The sequence below is a fragment of the Streptomyces sp. NPDC046727 genome (assembly GCF_040645635.1).
Lineage (GTDB): Bacteria > Actinomycetota > Actinomycetes > Streptomycetales > Streptomycetaceae > Streptomyces.
In genome coordinates this window covers 15,347-31,042 of sequence record NZ_JBEYYR010000028.1, presented here as the reverse complement: position 1 = coordinate 31,042, position 15,696 = coordinate 15,347, and the positions used below count along the sequence as shown (strand labels likewise).

The following is a 15,696-nucleotide window of genomic DNA, read 5'->3' as shown; positions in this document are numbered from 1 at the left end:
GGGGTCGGGCGGCGATTCGTTGCGCGGCCGGGTGCGGAGCGCCCGTCCCCCCTGGGCGGCCGTCCTGCCTGCGGCGCAGGTCACGGCCGGTGCCGGCGGAGCCGGACGGGGGTCCGGCGGGTTTCGTCCGGATCAGCCCGGGTCCGACCTGATCCGGGCGAAACCCCCTAGATCTCACGGAGCCGGGCCACGATCTCCTTCAGCAGCGCCGGGTCGGCGGCCGGCCCGGAGGACAGCACCCGGCGGGGCGGGTCCACGCGGATCAGGCCGGCCTCGGCCAGATCGCCGAGGAGCACGCGGACGACGGTCAGCGGCAGATCGGCGTCCGCGGCCAGCTCGACCACGGGACGCGGGCCCCGCCGGATCAGGTCGAGCAGCGAGGTCCGGGCGTGGTCCAGGGCGGCGGCCGGGCCGTCGGCCTCCAGCGCGGTGACCCGGGACATCAGGTCGATGCTGTGCCGGCCGTCGGGCCGGGTACGGCCCCGGGTCACCGTGTAGGGGCGCACCATCGGCCCGGTCTCGTCCTCGTACCAGTGCTCGTCGCTCACGCTGGGATCAGGGGGTGGTACGGGCGGCGGCGTCCAGATGGCGGCCGAGGCGGCGGACGAGCAGGGCCATCTCGTGGGCGAGCTGGCCGATGTCGGTGCGGGCCTCGCTGAGCACGGCCAGCCGGCTGCCGTGCCCGGCCGGGGTGATGAAGAGGTAGGCGTCGTCCAGCATCACCATGGTCTGCCGCACCTCCCCGGCGGCGAACCGCTCCCCCGCCGACCGGGCCAGGCCGTGGAAGCCGGAGCAGACGGCGGCCAGATGCTCGATGTCCCTGCGGCGCATGCCGTCCGAGCTGCTGAGCGGGAGGCCGTCGGCGGTGAGCAGCACGGCGTGGCGGACGTGCTCGGTGCGCTCCACGAGGTCGTCCAGCAGCCAGCCGAGATCCGTGCCGGGCGCGGCGTGCTGCTCCGGTGTCTGCTCGTCACCCTGCATCGTCGGTGTCCGTCCCTTCGTCGGCGGGGGTGGTCGCGGTCTCGTCGTCGACGCCGGACACGGCGTGGACGTCACGGGGCGCGGGCAGGCCCTGGCGGCCACGCTCCAGGCCACGCTGGAAGGCCCCGAAGATCGCCCGCATCTCCTCGGGATCGACCTCCCGCCCACCGCCGCCGCCCCGCGAAACCGGTTCCTCCCTCAGCTCGGGCACGAGGGATGCCTGCCGGGTGCGGGTGGGGAGCGCGGGGGCGGTGCTGGTGGGGAGCGCGGGGGCGCCGTCGCGGGAGGCGCCGGGCGTGGGCCGGGGCTCGGGGTGGGTGGGGGCGGGCGCGGGACCGGCACCGACGGGGGCGGGCTCGGGCTTGAGCTCGGGACCGATGGGCGCGGGCATGGAATCCGCACCAGCAGACGCGGGCGCGGGATCGACGGGCGCCGGCACAGGGTCGGCACCGGCAGACGCCGGCAGGGGTTCGACACCAGCGGACGCGAGCACGGGCTCGGCATCGGCTGACGCGGGCACCGGATCGGCACCAGCCGGCCCCTGCCCGGAATCCGCGCCGGCAGACGCGCGTACGGGTTCCACGGCCACAGGCACAGCGTCGGCACCGGCAGGCCCGGGCACCGGATCGGCAGGCGCCGGCACGGGATCGACACCAGCCGACGCGGACACGGGCTCGACACCAGCCGACCCCTGCACGCGATCCACGCCGGCAGACGCAGGCACAGGGTCAGCACCGGCAGACGCGGGCACCGGATCGACAGGCGCCGGCACGGGATCGGCAGGCGCCGACACGGGATCGACACCAGCCGGCCCGTGCACGAGCTCGGCGCTGGCCGACGCAGACATGAGCTCGACACCAGCCGGCCCCTGCACGCGATCCGCGCCGGCGGACGCGGTCCCGGGCTCGGCCCCGGCCGGCTCCGTCCTCCGTCGCTTGCGTGACGGCAGTTCCCGTACATTGGCCGGCATCCCGCGCGGCGCTTCGGTCGGCCTCTCGGCCGGGGCCTCGCCCGGCACGTGCCCCGGTTCTTCGCGTCCTTGCCGAGCCCCGTCAGCCGGCTGCGTCGGCTCCACCTCCGCCAGCACCGGCGACGGCAACCGCACCACCGCCGTCGTCCCGCCGTACGGGGAGTCCCGGAGGGTGACCTCGATGCCGTGGCGGGCGGCGAGGCGGCCGACGACGTAGAGGCCGAGGCGGTCGTGGCGGGTGGGGTCGAAGGCGTCGGGGTCGGTGAGGGTGCGCTGGGCGGCGGCGCGGGCCTCGGCGTCGAGGCCAAGCCCGCGGTCGTCGATCTCCACCACGAACCCGCTGCCGACCCGCCCCGTGCGCAGCGTGACCTGGGTGTGCGGCGGCGAGAACACCGTGGCGTTCTCCAGGAGTTCGGCGATCAGATGGACGACGTCGGCGACCGCGTCCGCCGCCACGCCCACCTCGGGCCTCGGCGGCACGACCACGCGCGCGTAGTCCTCGATCTCGCCGACGGCCGAGGCGACGACGTCCGCGACCGGCACGGGCCGGCGCCAGCGGCGGCCGGGCGCGGCACCGGAGAGGATGATCAGGCTCTCGGCGTGCCGGCGCATGCGCGTGGTCAGATGGTCGATGCGGAACAGCTCGCGCAGCACGTCCGGGTCGTCGGTGCGCCGCTCCAGCGTGTCGACGAGCTTCAACTGCCGGTGCACCAGCGCCTGGTTGCGGCGGGCGATGGTGAGCAGCACCGCGAACTGCCCCCGGCGCAGGCCGGCCTGCTGGACCGCGGCCTCCACGGCGGCCAGCCGCGCGGTGTTGAAGGACCGGCCGACCTGCCCGATCTCGTCGTCGCGGACCTCGTCGGCGGCGAGCGGCGGAGCCTCGGTCACCGCGTCCACGTCCTCGCCGGCGCCGAGCCGCCGCATGACGTCGGGCAGCTGTCGCTGCGTCAGCAGGTCGGCGGCGTCCCGCAGCGTCTCCAGGCGGCGCGAGATGCGCCGGGCGCCACGGACGGCGGACCACAGGGAGAGTCCTACGGCGGCCAGCCCGACGGCGCCCACGACGGCCGCCTTGGTCAGCTCCCGGTAGGCGAAGGCCCGGCCGCGGGCCGCGGAGTTCTCCGCCGAGCGTGTGCACAGCAGCATGTAGCGCTTGACGGCCCGGTCGGTGGTCGAGCGCCAGGTGTCCGCCGCGACGGCCTCGCCGGCCCCGGCGGCACCGGACCGCAGCAGCGCGTCCTCGCCCCGCACCAGGGAGCGGTGCAGGTCGTCGCGCTGGAACGTGTCGAACAGGGCGCGCGAGTCGGCGGGCAGGTCGGGCACATAGGTCCGCTCGAAGACGCGCCGGTCCTCGATGGTCGCGGTGAGCGTGTCGTACTGCCGGTCGGTCAGGCTGCCGGCCGCCCGCGCCCCGGCGACCAGGGCGTCCTCCCGGGAGACGAACTCGCGTACCCGGACGAGTTCGATGACGACCTGTGCCTCGCGGGCGAGCTGCCCGGCCTGGAGGGCGGTGAGCGTGGACTGCACGTCGAAGCCGGGCTCCACGAGCGCGCTGTACTCGTCCACGGCCCGGTCCCAGGAGATGTGCCGGGACAGCACGCGCGAGCGCAGCTTCTCCAGCCCGCCGGTCGCGGCGACCATGGTGTCCAGAGCCTGCCGCTGCCGCCGCGTGAGCCGGTCCCGGTCGCCGCCCCGGATCGCCTCCCGCATGGCGTCGACGGCCCGGTCGGTGCGGCGCTGCTGGCCGAGCAGGTCCCCGGCGGCGGCCGGGTCGAGGCGGGCGCCTAGGTAGGCGGCGGACATCCGGCGCTCGATCTGGATCTGCCCGATCGCGGTGTCCACGGGGGTGCCGAAGTCCTCGTACACCCCCTGGAGCCGGACCAGCGCGCGCAGTTCTGCGGTGACGGACACCATGGCGAAGCTCCACAGGGCCATCAGGGCGACCGCGGGGGCGAGCGCGAGCGCCACGATCCGCGCGCGGACGGTGGTGGGACGGCCGAGGGACCAGCGCATGGGGTACCTGCCGGTGTTACCAGTCAGTAGAGAGCGCGGCACAACCTACGGGACGGTTACCCCGTACCGCAATGGTGACCTGCGGTAACCCCGGGTCACGCGGGAGGCAGCGCGAAGGTGGTGAGCACCGCCGCGTGGTCGGAGGGCCAGTCGTTGCCCGCCACGTCCGGCCACGGCCGCGGGCTGCCGGTGACGACGGTCCGCGCGTCGAGCACGGTCAGGCCCCGGTGCAGCACGTAGTCGATCCGGTCCTGCGGCTCGGGCCGCCCGCTGCCGTCCTCGTGCACGGGGTGGATCGGCGACCAGGTGTGGCCGGGCGCGGCCGCCGGGTCGGGGTGGGCCTCCCGGTAGGAGTCGCGCAGGCCCGCCTCCTCGGCCGCCTTCGTGACCGGCCACGGGACGTCCGGCCGATCCAGGTGCGAGGGGCAGTTGAAGTCCCCGACGAGGACGACCGGCACGCCGTCGCGCGACGCCCGGGCGACGCGGTCCAGCGCGTCCCGCAGCTGCGCGAGCCGTACCTCCTCGTGGGCGACCAGCTCTTCGGCCGGCAGCCCGTCGAAGGCGGCTTCGTAGGGACCGTACGGCGTGTAGTGCAGATGCGCGGTCCACACGTCGACCTCGCGGCCGGGGGCCACCGCGATCCGGACGCCCGCGGCGCCGTAGAAGCCGACGTCCGGGTCGCCGAACCGGGCGGTGATCGGGTGGCGGCTGAGGACACCGAGGTTCTCGCCGGCCCGGTGATGGTGCCAGCCGAGGGCCTCGGCGAGTTCCTGGGCGGCGGTGCCGGCGGTCTCCTGGAGTCCGACGACGTCGGCGCCGCTCTCCAGGATCACCTTCAGCTGCTTGGCCCGGTGGTCGTCGACCTCGCTGCCGCCGAGCCACAGGTTCCAGCTCATGACCCGCAGTTCGGGCGCGACCATCCGGCCCAGCTCCGCCAGAGTGACCCCGGCCAGGCTGTCGCGTACGGTCCGGCCGGGTCCCGCGCCGATCGGGGCGAGGGACGGTACGGCGAGCACGGCGCACCCGGCGGCCTCGGCGGAGGCCACGCCGGTCTCGGTGTCCTCGACGGCCACACAGGCGGCCGGCTCGACGCCGAGGGCGCGGCAGGCGGCCAGGTAGGGATCGGGGGCCGGCTTGGTGCGGGCGGTGTCGTCGGCGGTGACGGAGGCCGCGAACCGTCCGGCGCCGAGCGCGTCCAGGACGACGTCGGCGACCGCGCGCGGGGACGCGGTGACCAGGGCGGTGGGGATGCCGGCGGCGGCCAGCGCGTCCAGCAGGTCCAGGGCGCCGGGGCGGGGCACGGTCCCGGTGCGGACCCGCTCGGCGAACGCGTGGTGCAGGCCGGCCGCGAGGTCCGCGACCGGGCGGCCGGTGGCCGCGCCGAGCCAGGCGGCGGTGTGCTCGACCGGGCGGCCGAGCACCTCCGGCTGGTCGGCCTCGGTCAGCGGGCGCCCGGCGATCTCCTCGACGGCCTCCCACCACAGGCGCTCGGTGTCCACGAGCGTGCCGTCCATGTCGAACAGGACGGCCTTCGGGGCGGTGTGGGGGGTCATGTCCGGGGGTTCCTCACTTCTGGATACGTTCGGCCACCAGTACCGGCCGCTCGGGCAGCGACACGCCGACGGCCGCCCCGGCGCCGAGCCCGGCGGCCTCGTGCGCGGGCAGGTCGGACTTGGCCTCGGTGCCGTCGGCGAGCCGTACGGTGACCCGGACGACCGCGCCGAGGAAGGCGGTGGCCACGACCCGGGCAGCGCCCTGCTCGTCGGCGCGCACCCGGACGGCCTCGGGCCGTACCAGCACGTCCACGGCACCGTCCGGCACCTCGCCGTCGGCCGGCAGCCGCTGCCCGAGCACCTCGACGGTGCCGTCCTTCAGCTCGCCCGGGATCCGGCTCATGGTGCCGACGAACTCGGCGACGAAGGCGGTGGCCGGGCGGCCGTACAGCTCGGCGGGTTCGGCGCACTGTTCGAGGCGGCCGGCGCGCATCACGGCGACCCGGTCGGCGACCGACAGCGCCTCCTCCTGGTCGTGCGTCACGAACAGGGTGGTGATGCCCAGTTCCTGCTGGAGCCGGCGGATCTCCTCGCGCAGGCTGAGCCGGACCTTGGCGTCCAGCGCGGACAGCGGCTCGTCGAGCAGCAGCACGCGCGGGCGCAGGGCGAGGGCGCGGGCCAGCGCGATGCGCTGCTGCTGCCCGCCGGAGAGCTGGTGCGGGTACCGCTCGCGCTTGTCGCCGAGGCCGACCAGTTCCAGCAACTCGGCTGCGCGGCTCCGGCGTTCGGCGGTGCGGACACCGCGCATGCGCAGCCCGAAGGCGACGTTGTCGACGGCGTTCAGATGCGGGAAGAGGCTGTACGACTGGAAGACCATCCCGGCGTCGCGGCGGTGGGCCGGGACATGGGTGACGTCCTCGCCGTCCACCAGCACGGCGCCGGAGTCGGGGTGTTCGAACCCGGCGAGCATGCGCAGCGCGGTGGTCTTGCCGCAGCCCGAGGGGCCGAGCAGGGCGAGGAACTCGCCCGGGCGGACGGTCAGGTCGAGCCCGTCGAGGGCGACGGTGGCCCCGAACTCGCGCCGCAGTCCGCGGAATTCGACGGTGGCGGCCTTTTCGGCGGTCGCCTTCTCAAGCGTGGTGACGGTCATGGTTCATCCCCGGGAGGAAGCGGTTCGAGTGCGTCCGCCGGCGCCGGCGAGCGCGAGCAGCAGGGCCCAGGTGACGAGCAGGCTGAGCACGGAGACGGCGACGGACATCTGGGCCTGCGAGCCGCCGATGGTGTAGATCCACACGGCGAAGGGCCGGAAGCCGAGCAGCTGGGCGACGGTGAACTCGCCGAGGACCAGCGCCAGCGTGAGGAAGGCCGCGTTCAGCAGCGCCCCGCGCAGGTTCGGCAGCACGGCCCTCACGAGGGCCTGCGGCCAGGAGGCGCCGCAGCTGCGGGCGGCCTCGACAAGGGTGCGCACGTCGATGGCGCGCAGGCCCGCGTCCAGCGCGCGGTGGACGAAGGGCAGGGCCATCACGACGTACGCCAGGACGAGCACTACGGGGAAGTTCTCGTTCTGGATCACCACGAACGTCTGGAACAGCGGCGTCCGGGACAGATGCTCCGGGCCCCACTTCAGCACGGTGACGATGCCGGCGACGAAGGCGATCGGCGGCACCACCAGCGGCAGCGAGCACACCACCTCCACCACCGGCCGCAGCCGGGGCGCGCCGAGTCGCAGCGCGACCACGGCGGGCACCATCAGCACCAGCACGACCGCGATGGTGGCCACGGCCAGCTCCAGCGAGAGCAGCAGGCTGGGGACGAAGCCCTCGGTGGACAGGATCTCGGTGTAGGCGTCGAAGGTGATGCCCCGGCCGGGCACGTCGACGGTGAAGATCACGGACGCGGCGAGCGGCACCAGGAAGTACAGCGCGGCCAGGCCGAGGACGGCCCACCGCCAGGGGGTCAGGCGTCGAGCCATCGGGCGCTCCGGCGTTGCAGGGGCAGGTACACGGCCATGACCAGGCCCGCGACCAGGACCATGTCGAGGCTGAGGGCGAGGGCGACGTTCTCCTGGCCGACCAGCACGTTGCCGGACAGGGCGTCGGCGATCTGCAGGGTGACCAGCGGAACGGCGCTGCCGACCATGGCGGCGGCGGTGGCGTAGGCGGCGAAGGCGCTGCCGAAGAGCAGGACCAGGCCGCCGAGCAGCGAGGGCGCGAGCACGGGCAGGGCCACGTGGCGCCAGTACTGCGCACCGGTGGCGCCGTTGTTCAGCGCGGCCTCCCGCCACTGGGTGCGCAGGCCGTCCAGCGCGGGGGTGATGGTGAGCACCATGAGCGGGATCAGGAAGTACAGGTAGACGAGGACCAGACCCCAGAAGCTGTAGAGGTCCCAGCCGCTGTCCTTGAGGCCGAGGTGCGCCGTGAGGACGCCCGCGTTGCCGAGAGTGGCGACGAAGGCGAAGGCCAGCGGTACCCCGCCGAAGTTGGCGAGCACGCCGGAGGCGGTCAGTACGGCCTCGCGCAGCGCGCGGGAGCGGGAGCTGACCACGGCCTGCGCGAGCGGCAGCCCGAGCAGGGCACCGAGGGCGGCGGAGATCGCGGACAGCTTGACGCTGCCGAGGAGCGCGGTGAGGTACGGCCCCTGGAGCGAGGCGGTCAGATTGGCGCCGGTGTAGGAGGCGGCGCCCGTGGTGGCGTCCTTGACCGTGAAGGCGCCGTCCACGATGGCCACGGCGGGCAGCCCGAAGGCGATCGCCGTGAACACCAGCAGCGGCACCACGGCCAGCCAGCCGGGGGCGCGGCGCCGCCGCTTCGCCGAAGCGACGGGCGCCACGTCCGCGCGGGTGAGGGCGGTGGTCATCCGGAGACGGCCTTCCCCCAGCCCTGCGCGATGACCGTCTTGGCCTTGCTCTGCTGGGCCTCGGTCGGGAAGCTCGGGGTGCCGCTGACCTGCGGGAGCTTGGCGGCGGCCGTCTTGTCGAGCGTGCCGGCCCGCTCCATGGCCGCCATCAGGGCCGGGCGGGCGTAGCCCTTGAGCCACAGGTTCTGGCCCTCGGTGCTGTACAGGTACTCCTGCCACAGGCGGGCGGCGGCCGGGTGCGGGGCGTCCTTGTTGACGGCCTGGGAGTAGTACTGGGCGTACTGGCCGTCGCTGGGGATCGCGACCTTCCAGTCGACGCCCTTGGACGTGAACTCGTCGGCGTACCCGGCGTTCAGGTAGTCCCAGTCGATCGAGATCGGCGTCTCGCCCTTCTCGACGGTGGCCGGGGTGGACTCGACCGGCGTGTAGTTGCCGTTCTTCTTCAGCTTGGCAAAGAAGTCCAGGCCGGGCTGGATGTCGTCGAAGGAGCCGCCGTTCGCGAGGGCGGCCGCGTAGACGCCGCCGAAGGCGGAGCCGGACTTGGTGGGGTTGCCGTTGAGCGCGACCTGGCCCTTGTACTCGGGCTTGAGCAGGTCCTTGAAGCTCGTCGGACAGGTCTTGACCCGCTTGGCGTCGCAGCCGATGGAGAGGTAGCCGCCGTAGTCGTTGAACCAGCGGGCCTGCGGGTCCTTCTGGCCCTCGGGGATGTCGGCGTAGGAAGCGACCTTGTACGGCGCGAGGAGCCCCTGCTGGGCGGCGCTGAGCGCGAACGAGGAACCGAGGTCGAGGACGTCCGGCGCCCGGTCCTGCCCCTTCCGCGAGGTCACGGCGTTGATCTCGTCCTGGCTGGTGCCGTCGGGGTTCTCCACCTGGATCTTGATGCCGTACTTCTTCTGGAAGCCGTCGATGAGGGCGCCGTAGTTGGCCCAGTCGCGCGGCAGCGCGACGGCGTGCAGCGTGCCCTCCTTCTTGGCCGCCGCGACCAGGGCGTCCATGCCGCCGAAGTCGGCCGCGGAGGTGGCGGTGGCGGCGCTCTTGCCGGTCTTGGTGGTGGACGCGTTGTCGGGGGCGGCGCCGCAGGCGCTCAGCGCGAGGGCGGCGACGGCGGCGAGGGAGCCGCCGAGGACGGCGTTTCTCGGCAGGGACACGGTCACGGTCTCTCCAGGGGGACACATGATGCGGGAGCGGAAACTTGTCTGAACAAGTTGGCCCCAGTACGCCCGCCGCCGGTGTCGCGTACATGAACACGAACGAAACACCGACCCCCGATTCCCTGCACACTTCCGGCCGACACGGATCACCTGGCGACGTCGATTAGGCTGGTCACGCTGTGCACAGCGGCCTACGCAGAGGGGAAGCATGACGGCGCGACACGAGGAGATCGCCGGCGAACTGAGGCGCGCGATCGACCGCGAGGAGTACACGGTCGGCAGCCGGCTGCCCTCTGAGTCGGAACTGGCCGCGCAGTACGGCGTCTCGCGCGGCACGGTCCGCCAGGCCGTCGCGACCCTGACCGCCGAGGGCCTGATCGGCTCCCGTCAGGGTGCCCGGCGTGTCGTGCTCGCCAGCCGCCGCAGCCAGAGCTTCGCCGAACTGCGCAGCTTCGCCCAGTGGGCCCGCGCGATGGGCCGCGAGGCCACCGGCCACGTGGTCGCGCAGGAGTACCGCCCGGCGACCTCCGAGGACGCGGTGCGCCTCCAACTGGCCGTCGGCACCCCGGTGCTGCACGTCCTGCGGGTCCGCGGCTTGGACGGCGAGCCGGTGCTCCTGGAACGCACCGTGTACGCCGACTGGATCTCCCCGGCGGTGGAGTCCATCGAGCCCGACTGCGCGTCCGTCACCCAGCGCCTGTACGACGAGACGGGCCTGGTCTTCGCGTACGGCGAGCACGTCATCGACGCGGTCGCCTGCGGCGCGCAGGACGCCGAGCTGCTGGGGATCCGCCGCACGAGTCCGCTGCTGCGGGTGCGGCGGGTGACCACGACTCCCGAGGGCCGCCCGGTGGAGTGGTCGGACGACCGCTACCGCTCGGACGCGGTGAGCTTCAGCGTGCACAACTCGATCGGCAACAACCCGCTCGCGCGGAAGACGGCGGAGTAGAACTCGGGGCGCATTGTCTGTGCCGGGTGCGGGTCCGTCGTGGTTTCTCGCGCAGTTCCCCGCGCCCCTTCAGGGCGCGCCGAGCTGTGATCCGCCCTACCCCGGCGCCCCGGAGGAAAAGCGCCGCAGCAACGGCGACAGCACCAGCACGGACTTCGTGCGCTCCACGAACGGCTCGCCGGCGATCCGCTCCAGCACCCGCTCGAAATGCCGCATGTCGGAGGCGAAGACCTGGACGACCGCGTCCGCCTCGCCGGTGACGGTGGACGCGGCCACGACCTCTTGGTAGCGCTCCAGACCCCGCTGGATGGTCTCCGGCGAGGTGTTGCGCCGGCAGTAGATCTCGACGAACCCCTCGGTCTCCCAGCCGAGCGCCGCGGGATCGACCCGCACGGTGAACCCGGTGATGGCTCCGGTGGCCCGCAGCCTGTCCACGCGCCGTTTGACGGCGGGCGCGGACAGGCCGACCAGTTGCCCGATGTCCGCGTAGGAGCGGCGGGCGTCCTCGGCGAGGGCGTGCACGATGCGTTCGTCGAGATCGTTCAGCACGTTGGGTTGATCAGCTCTCAGGTGTTGCGAGTCGGGACCGGCGATAGCCGTACAGGAAGTAGAACACGAGCCCGGCGGCCATCCAGCACCCGAAGACGACCCAGGTGACGGTGTCGAGGCTGAACATGTTGTACGCGCAGAACAGGAAGCCCAGCACCGGCAGGACCGGGCCGAACGGCACCCGGAACGTGCGCTCCAGCTCCGGCCGCTTGTACCGCAGCACGATGACCGCGATGTTGACCAGGGCGAAGGCGAACAGCGTGCCGATGCTGGTGGCGTCGACGAGCTTGCCCAGCGGGATGAGGGCGGCGAGCACACCGCAGAAGAGGGAGACGAGCACCGTGTTGAGACGGGGAGCGCCGGTCTTCGGGTGGATCTTGCCGAGCGCCTTCGGCACCAGGCCGTCGCGGGACATCGCGAAGAGGATGCGGGTCTGGCCGTAGAGCACGGTGAGCACCACGCTCGCGATGGAGATGACCGCGCCCAGCGCCAGCAGGGTGCCCCAGAAGGTCTGGCCGCTGACGTCGTTCATGATCGCGGCGAGGGTGGCCTCGGAGCCGTCGAACTTCTTCCAGTTCCAGGCGCCCACGGCGACGCCCGCGACGAGCACGTACAGCGCGGTCACGATGATCAGCGACAGCATGATCGCCCGCGGCAGGTCCCGCTTGGGGTTCTTCGCCTCCTCACCGGCGGTGGAGGCGGCGTCGAAGCCGATGTACGAGAAGAACAGCGTGGCACCGGCGGCGCTGACCCCGGACATGCCGAGCGGCATGAAGTCGGCGTAGTTGCCGGACTTGAAGCCCATGAAGCCGATCGTGCAGAACAGCACGAGGGCGGCGATCTTCACGCAGACCATGATCGTGTTGGCGCGGGCGGACTCACGCGCGCCGCCGAGCAGGAACACCATCGCGAGGAGGACGACGATCAGGGCGGGCAGGTTGATGATGCCGCTCCCCTCGCCCGGGGCCGAGGACAGGGCGGCGGGAATGGTGACGCCGATGGTCCCGTCGAGCAGCTCGTTCAGGTACTCGCCCCAGCCGACGGCGACGGCGGCCACCGACACGCCGTACTCCAGCACCAGGCACCAGCCGCAGACCCAGGCGACCAGCTCACCCAGCGTTGCGTACGCATACGAGTAGGAGGAGCCGGCGACCGGGATGCTGCCCGCCAGCTCGGCGTACGACAGGGCCGAGAACAGCGCCGTGAGGCCGGCGATCACGAAGGCCAGGGTGACCGCGGGGCCGGCCTCCGGAACGGCGTCGCCGAGGACGACGAAGATGCCGGTGCCGAGGGTGGCACCGATGCTGATCATGGTCAGCTGCCACAGCCCGAGGGAGCGCTTCAGCGACCCTCCCTCGCCCTGGCCGCCCTCCGCGACCAGGCGTTCCACGGGCTTGCGACGCATGAGGCGCGCGGCGACGCCCGGGGACGCGGGGGCGGCCGATGTCTGGTTCTGCGGGGGTGCGCCTTGATCGAGCACGCGTGGGCTCCTTATCACTGCCGGTCGGTTGTGGGATGTGGACCGGCATGACCGCCGGCCCTCGCGGAGGGGGACCGGTGGGCCTGCGAGCGCAGGAACCCACCGAGCGGGGTCCCCGCCACACCACGTACTAGCGCAGCACCCTATGAGGCGGGCCTTCACGGGCGTAATGCAGCAACCTTGCGCATCCCCGCATGATCATTGCGTTCATCGGCCCGGAATGACAAATCGTTGCACGCGGGCTGTCGACCGTTGCACAGCCACCTCACCGGCCCCTTTCACAACCCCTTGGTGAGGAAGGTGCAGGGGTCCACGCACTCGCGCTCGCGGCCGTCCGTGTCGACGTACGAGTAGCGGTCCAGGTAGTCGGCCAGCGGCCGGTAGCCGAGCCGGGCGTACAGGGCCGCCGCGCGCGGGTTGTCGCGGGCGACGCCGATGCCCACGAGCGGCAGGCCGCGTTCGCGGGCCAGGTCCTCGCAGGCGCGGATCAGGGCGCTCCCGAGCCCGCGTGAGCGCAGCTCGGCGCCGATCTCCAGCCCGCCGATCTCCGGGCAGTCGGCGGTGATCTCCGGCGCCCTGCAGCCCGTCCAGCGCATCTCGGCGTGGCCGACGGGCCGCCCGTCCAGCCGGCCGATGAGATAGGTGCTCTCACCGGCCTGCTGGCGCGCGAAGCGCCGGGCGTGGAAGGAGGTCAGGCCGGGCGAGCCCAGGTACTGGTCGAGGAGGGCCACATCACAGGCCCGGCACACGGTGATGTCCATGCGGCCGACCGTAGGACAGCGGGCACGCCGACGGCCCCCGAATTTCCCGGGCGCGGGATCAACGGGGGCCGTACGGAAGGCAGTTGAGGATCAGCTCCAGCTGGCGTGCAGCGGCTTGCCCTCGGCGTAGCCGGCCGCGCTCTGGATGCCGACGATGGCCTTCTCGGCGAACTCCTCGAGGGAGCCGGCGCCGGCGTAGGTGCAGGAGGAGCGGACGCCCGCGATGACCGAGTCGATCAGGTCCTCGACGCCCGGGCGGGCCGGGTCGAGGAACATGCGGGAGGTGGAGATGCCCTCCTCGAACAGCCCCTTGCGGGCCCGGTCGTACGCCGACTCCTCGGACGTGCGGTTGGCCACCGCGCGCGCGGACGCCATGCCGAAGGACTCCTTGTAGGCGCGCCCGTCGGCGTCGTGCTGGAGGTCGCCCGGCGACTCGTACGTACCGGCGAACCACGAGCCGACCATCACGTTGGACGCACCGGCGGCGAGGGCCATCGCCACGTCACGCGGGTGCCGGACACCGCCGTCGGCCCACACGTGCTTGCCGTACTTCTTGGCCTCGGCGGCGCACTCCAGCACCGCGGAGAACTGCGGGCGGCCCACGCCGGTCATCATGCGGGTGGTGCACATGGCGCCCGGGCCGACACCGACCTTGATGATGTCCGCACCGGCGTCGATGAGGTCCTTGACGCCCTCGGCGGAGACGATGTTGCCCGCGACGATCGGCACCTGCGGGTCGAGGGCGCGCACCAGCCTGATGGCGCTGATCATCGACTCCTGGTGGCCGTGCGCGGTGTCGATGACGAGCGTGTCCACGCCCGCGTCGAGCAGCTGCTTGGCCTTGCCCGCCACGTCGCCGTTGATGCCGACGGCCGCGGCGATGCGCAGCTTGCCGTTCGCGTCGACGGCCGGGGTGTACAGCGTGGCGCGCAGGGCGCCCTTGCGGGTGAGGATGCCGGCGAGCTTGCCGTCCTTGTCGACGGCGGGCGCGTAGCGGCGGTTGTGCGCGTCGAGGGTGTTGAAGGCCTCGCGCGGGTCTATGTCGGCGTCCAGCAGGAGCAGGTCCTTGGACATGACCACTTCGAGCTGGGTGAAGCGGTCGACACCGGTCAGGTCCTGGTCGGTGACGACACCGACGGGCCGGTGGTTCTCGTCGACGACCACGCCCGCGTTGTGGGCCCGCTTGGGCAGCAGGGCCAGGGCGTCGGCGACGGTCTGGTGCGGGGCCAGCACGATCGGGGTGTCCAGCACCAGGTGGCGGCTCTTCACCCAGGAGATCACGTCGGTGACGACGTCGATCGGGATGTCCTGCGGGATCACCACGAGGCCGCCGCGGCGGGCCATCGTCTCGGCCATACGGCGGCCGGCGATGGCGGTCATGTTGGCGACGACGAGCGGGATGGTGGTGCCCGTGCCGTCCGGCGAGGAGAGGTCCACGCCCTGGCGCGAGCCCACCGCGGAGCGGCTCGGCACCATGAACACGTCGTCGTACGTCAGGTCGTACGCGGGCTGGATGTCATTGAGGAAACGCACGTGCTGCACATCCCAGTCGATCAGAGGTGACCCCCGGACAGGTGTGCCAGGGGGAAAGAGCACGTACTTCATTGTCCCATGGCGGGATGGCTGTCATGCCCCCACAAAACATCCAGGCTGGTCGGAGGGCCCTTAGGACGATCCTCCAAGGGCGAGGGCGACGGTGAGGGCGGGCGTGCGGTCCGCCGCCTCCGCGAAGACCTCCTCGGCGATCCGCCACTCGTCCGGCTCCGCCTCGGCGTACGCCCGCCAGCCCCGTACGACGATCAGCAGCCCCTGCCGCACGGCGGCCTCGGGCCAGACCGTGTGATCCGAGAGGGAGTCGGCCAGCGCGTCCCAGTTCCGGCCGAACCAGTCGGGCAGGGCCAGGGCCCGGGCGGCCCGGTCCATCAGATCCGCCTTGCCCGTGACACCGTCCAGGTCCAGGGTGACCGTGTACCGGCCGCCCGGGTCTTCCGTCATCTCAGCACCGCCCGGAACGATTCGTAGTGATCATCGGTGTAGTAGATCTCCCCGCCCTGACCGGTGACGATGCGCCGGGCCCCGCGGTCGCGTGATCCGGGCGTCCGCACGGTGTACTCGTGGTAGTAGCCGCGCCGGTGCTTCGGCAGGTGCCCCTCGAAGTTCCCGAACACGACGCCGTCCCTGGCGTACGGGAAGGGGCCGCCCCGGTCGATGAGCGCGAGCGTCCGCCGCGCCTCGGCGGGGAGCCGGGCCTCCCGGACGGTGGCCGTGCCGCGGGCCCACGCCGGGGTGGACGCGCCGACAGCGGCCGGACTCGACCGCGAAGCCGAACCCGTGCCCGCCCCGGGGCCGGTACCCGTGCTCGTCGAGCATCCGGTGAGCAGGACGGCGAGGACGACGAGCAGTCCCGCGAGCGCACGGCACACGGACCCACCGGGCGCACGGGGGACGAACCGCAGCAGCATGCCGCCGATGCTGCCACGGCCGCCCCGTCACGAC

General features: G+C 72.9%; 15 protein-coding genes. 1 reads left to right on the top strand and 14 read right to left on the bottom strand.

Annotated elements, in window-relative coordinates:
- Positions 1–167: 167 nt before the first annotated feature.
- The 8 genes from ABZ937_RS29075 to ABZ937_RS29040 form a co-directional block, all read right to left on the bottom strand.
- On the bottom strand, positions 168–548 hold the full coding sequence (locus tag ABZ937_RS29075) for a DUF742 domain-containing protein (RefSeq protein ID WP_361696295.1): 381 nt from the start codon (positions 546–548) through the stop codon (positions 168–170).
- A gap of 7 nt (positions 549–555) precedes the next feature.
- On the bottom strand, positions 556–981 hold the full coding sequence (locus ABZ937_RS29070; RefSeq protein ID WP_361696294.1) for a roadblock/LC7 domain-containing protein: 426 nt from the start codon (positions 979–981) through the stop codon (positions 556–558).
- A complete protein-coding gene (locus ABZ937_RS29065) occupies positions 971–3,961 on the bottom strand; it encodes a nitrate- and nitrite sensing domain-containing protein (RefSeq protein ID WP_361696293.1) in 2,991 nt (996 codons plus the stop codon). The genes ABZ937_RS29070 and ABZ937_RS29065 overlap by 11 nt, the downstream gene beginning before the upstream one ends.
- Positions 3,962–4,056: 95 nt before the next feature.
- Positions 4,057–5,514 (bottom strand): HAD-IA family hydrolase, encoded by a 1,458-nt coding sequence (locus ABZ937_RS29060; RefSeq protein ID WP_361696292.1) that lies wholly within the window; start codon positions 5,512–5,514, stop codon positions 4,057–4,059.
- Positions 5,515–5,527: 13 nt separating this feature from the next.
- On the bottom strand, positions 5,528–6,604 hold the full coding sequence (locus tag ABZ937_RS29055; protein WP_361696291.1) for an ABC transporter ATP-binding protein: 1,077 nt from the start codon (positions 6,602–6,604) through the stop codon (positions 5,528–5,530).
- A gap of 3 nt (positions 6,605–6,607) precedes the next feature.
- Positions 6,608–7,426: an ABC transporter permease subunit gene (locus ABZ937_RS29050; RefSeq protein WP_361696290.1), complete on the bottom strand. Its 819-nt coding sequence runs from the start codon at positions 7,424–7,426 to the stop codon at positions 6,608–6,610.
- Positions 7,411–8,310, bottom strand: coding sequence for an ABC transporter permease subunit (locus tag ABZ937_RS29045; RefSeq protein WP_361696289.1), 900 nt, complete (start codon positions 8,308–8,310; stop codon positions 7,411–7,413). Before ABZ937_RS29045 ends, ABZ937_RS29050 begins: the two co-directional genes overlap by 16 nt.
- Complete coding sequence (locus tag ABZ937_RS29040) at positions 8,307–9,464, bottom strand: extracellular solute-binding protein (RefSeq protein ID WP_361696288.1); 1,158 nt, start codon at positions 9,462–9,464, stop codon at positions 8,307–8,309. The genes ABZ937_RS29045 and ABZ937_RS29040 overlap by 4 nt, the downstream gene beginning before the upstream one ends.
- A 205-nt stretch (positions 9,465–9,669) precedes the next feature.
- On the opposite strand from ABZ937_RS29040, the gene ABZ937_RS29035 reads away from it, so the two are divergent.
- Entirely contained in the window at positions 9,670–10,410 is a 741-nt protein-coding gene (locus tag ABZ937_RS29035) for a GntR family transcriptional regulator (RefSeq protein ID WP_361696287.1), read from the top strand.
- Positions 10,411–10,506: 96 nt separating this feature from the next.
- On the opposite strand, the gene ABZ937_RS29030 is transcribed toward ABZ937_RS29035, so the two are convergent.
- The 6 genes from ABZ937_RS29030 to ABZ937_RS29005 form a co-directional block, all read right to left on the bottom strand.
- Positions 10,507–10,959, bottom strand: a complete 453-nt coding sequence (locus tag ABZ937_RS29030; protein ID WP_046726552.1) for an Lrp/AsnC family transcriptional regulator — start codon at positions 10,957–10,959, stop codon at positions 10,507–10,509.
- Between the two features lie 10 nt (positions 10,960–10,969).
- On the bottom strand, positions 10,970–12,439 hold the full coding sequence (locus ABZ937_RS29025) for an amino acid permease (protein WP_361696286.1): 1,470 nt from the start codon (positions 12,437–12,439) through the stop codon (positions 10,970–10,972).
- Between the two features lie 278 nt (positions 12,440–12,717).
- Positions 12,718–13,200, bottom strand: a complete 483-nt coding sequence (locus ABZ937_RS29020) for a GNAT family N-acetyltransferase (protein ID WP_361696285.1) — start codon at positions 13,198–13,200, stop codon at positions 12,718–12,720.
- A gap of 90 nt (positions 13,201–13,290) precedes the next feature.
- Entirely contained in the window at positions 13,291–14,733 is a 1,443-nt protein-coding gene (locus ABZ937_RS29015) for a GuaB1 family IMP dehydrogenase-related protein (RefSeq protein ID WP_361696284.1), read from the bottom strand.
- Positions 14,734–14,865: 132 nt separating this feature from the next.
- Entirely contained in the window at positions 14,866–15,195 is a 330-nt protein-coding gene (locus tag ABZ937_RS29010) for a barstar family protein (RefSeq protein ID WP_361696283.1), read from the bottom strand.
- Positions 15,192–15,662 carry a ribonuclease domain-containing protein gene (locus tag ABZ937_RS29005; protein WP_361696282.1) on the bottom strand — a complete coding sequence of 157 codons (471 nt, stop codon included), beginning with the start codon at positions 15,660–15,662 and terminating at the stop codon, positions 15,192–15,194. Before ABZ937_RS29005 ends, ABZ937_RS29010 begins: the two co-directional genes overlap by 4 nt.
- Positions 15,663–15,696: the final 34 nt, after the last annotated feature.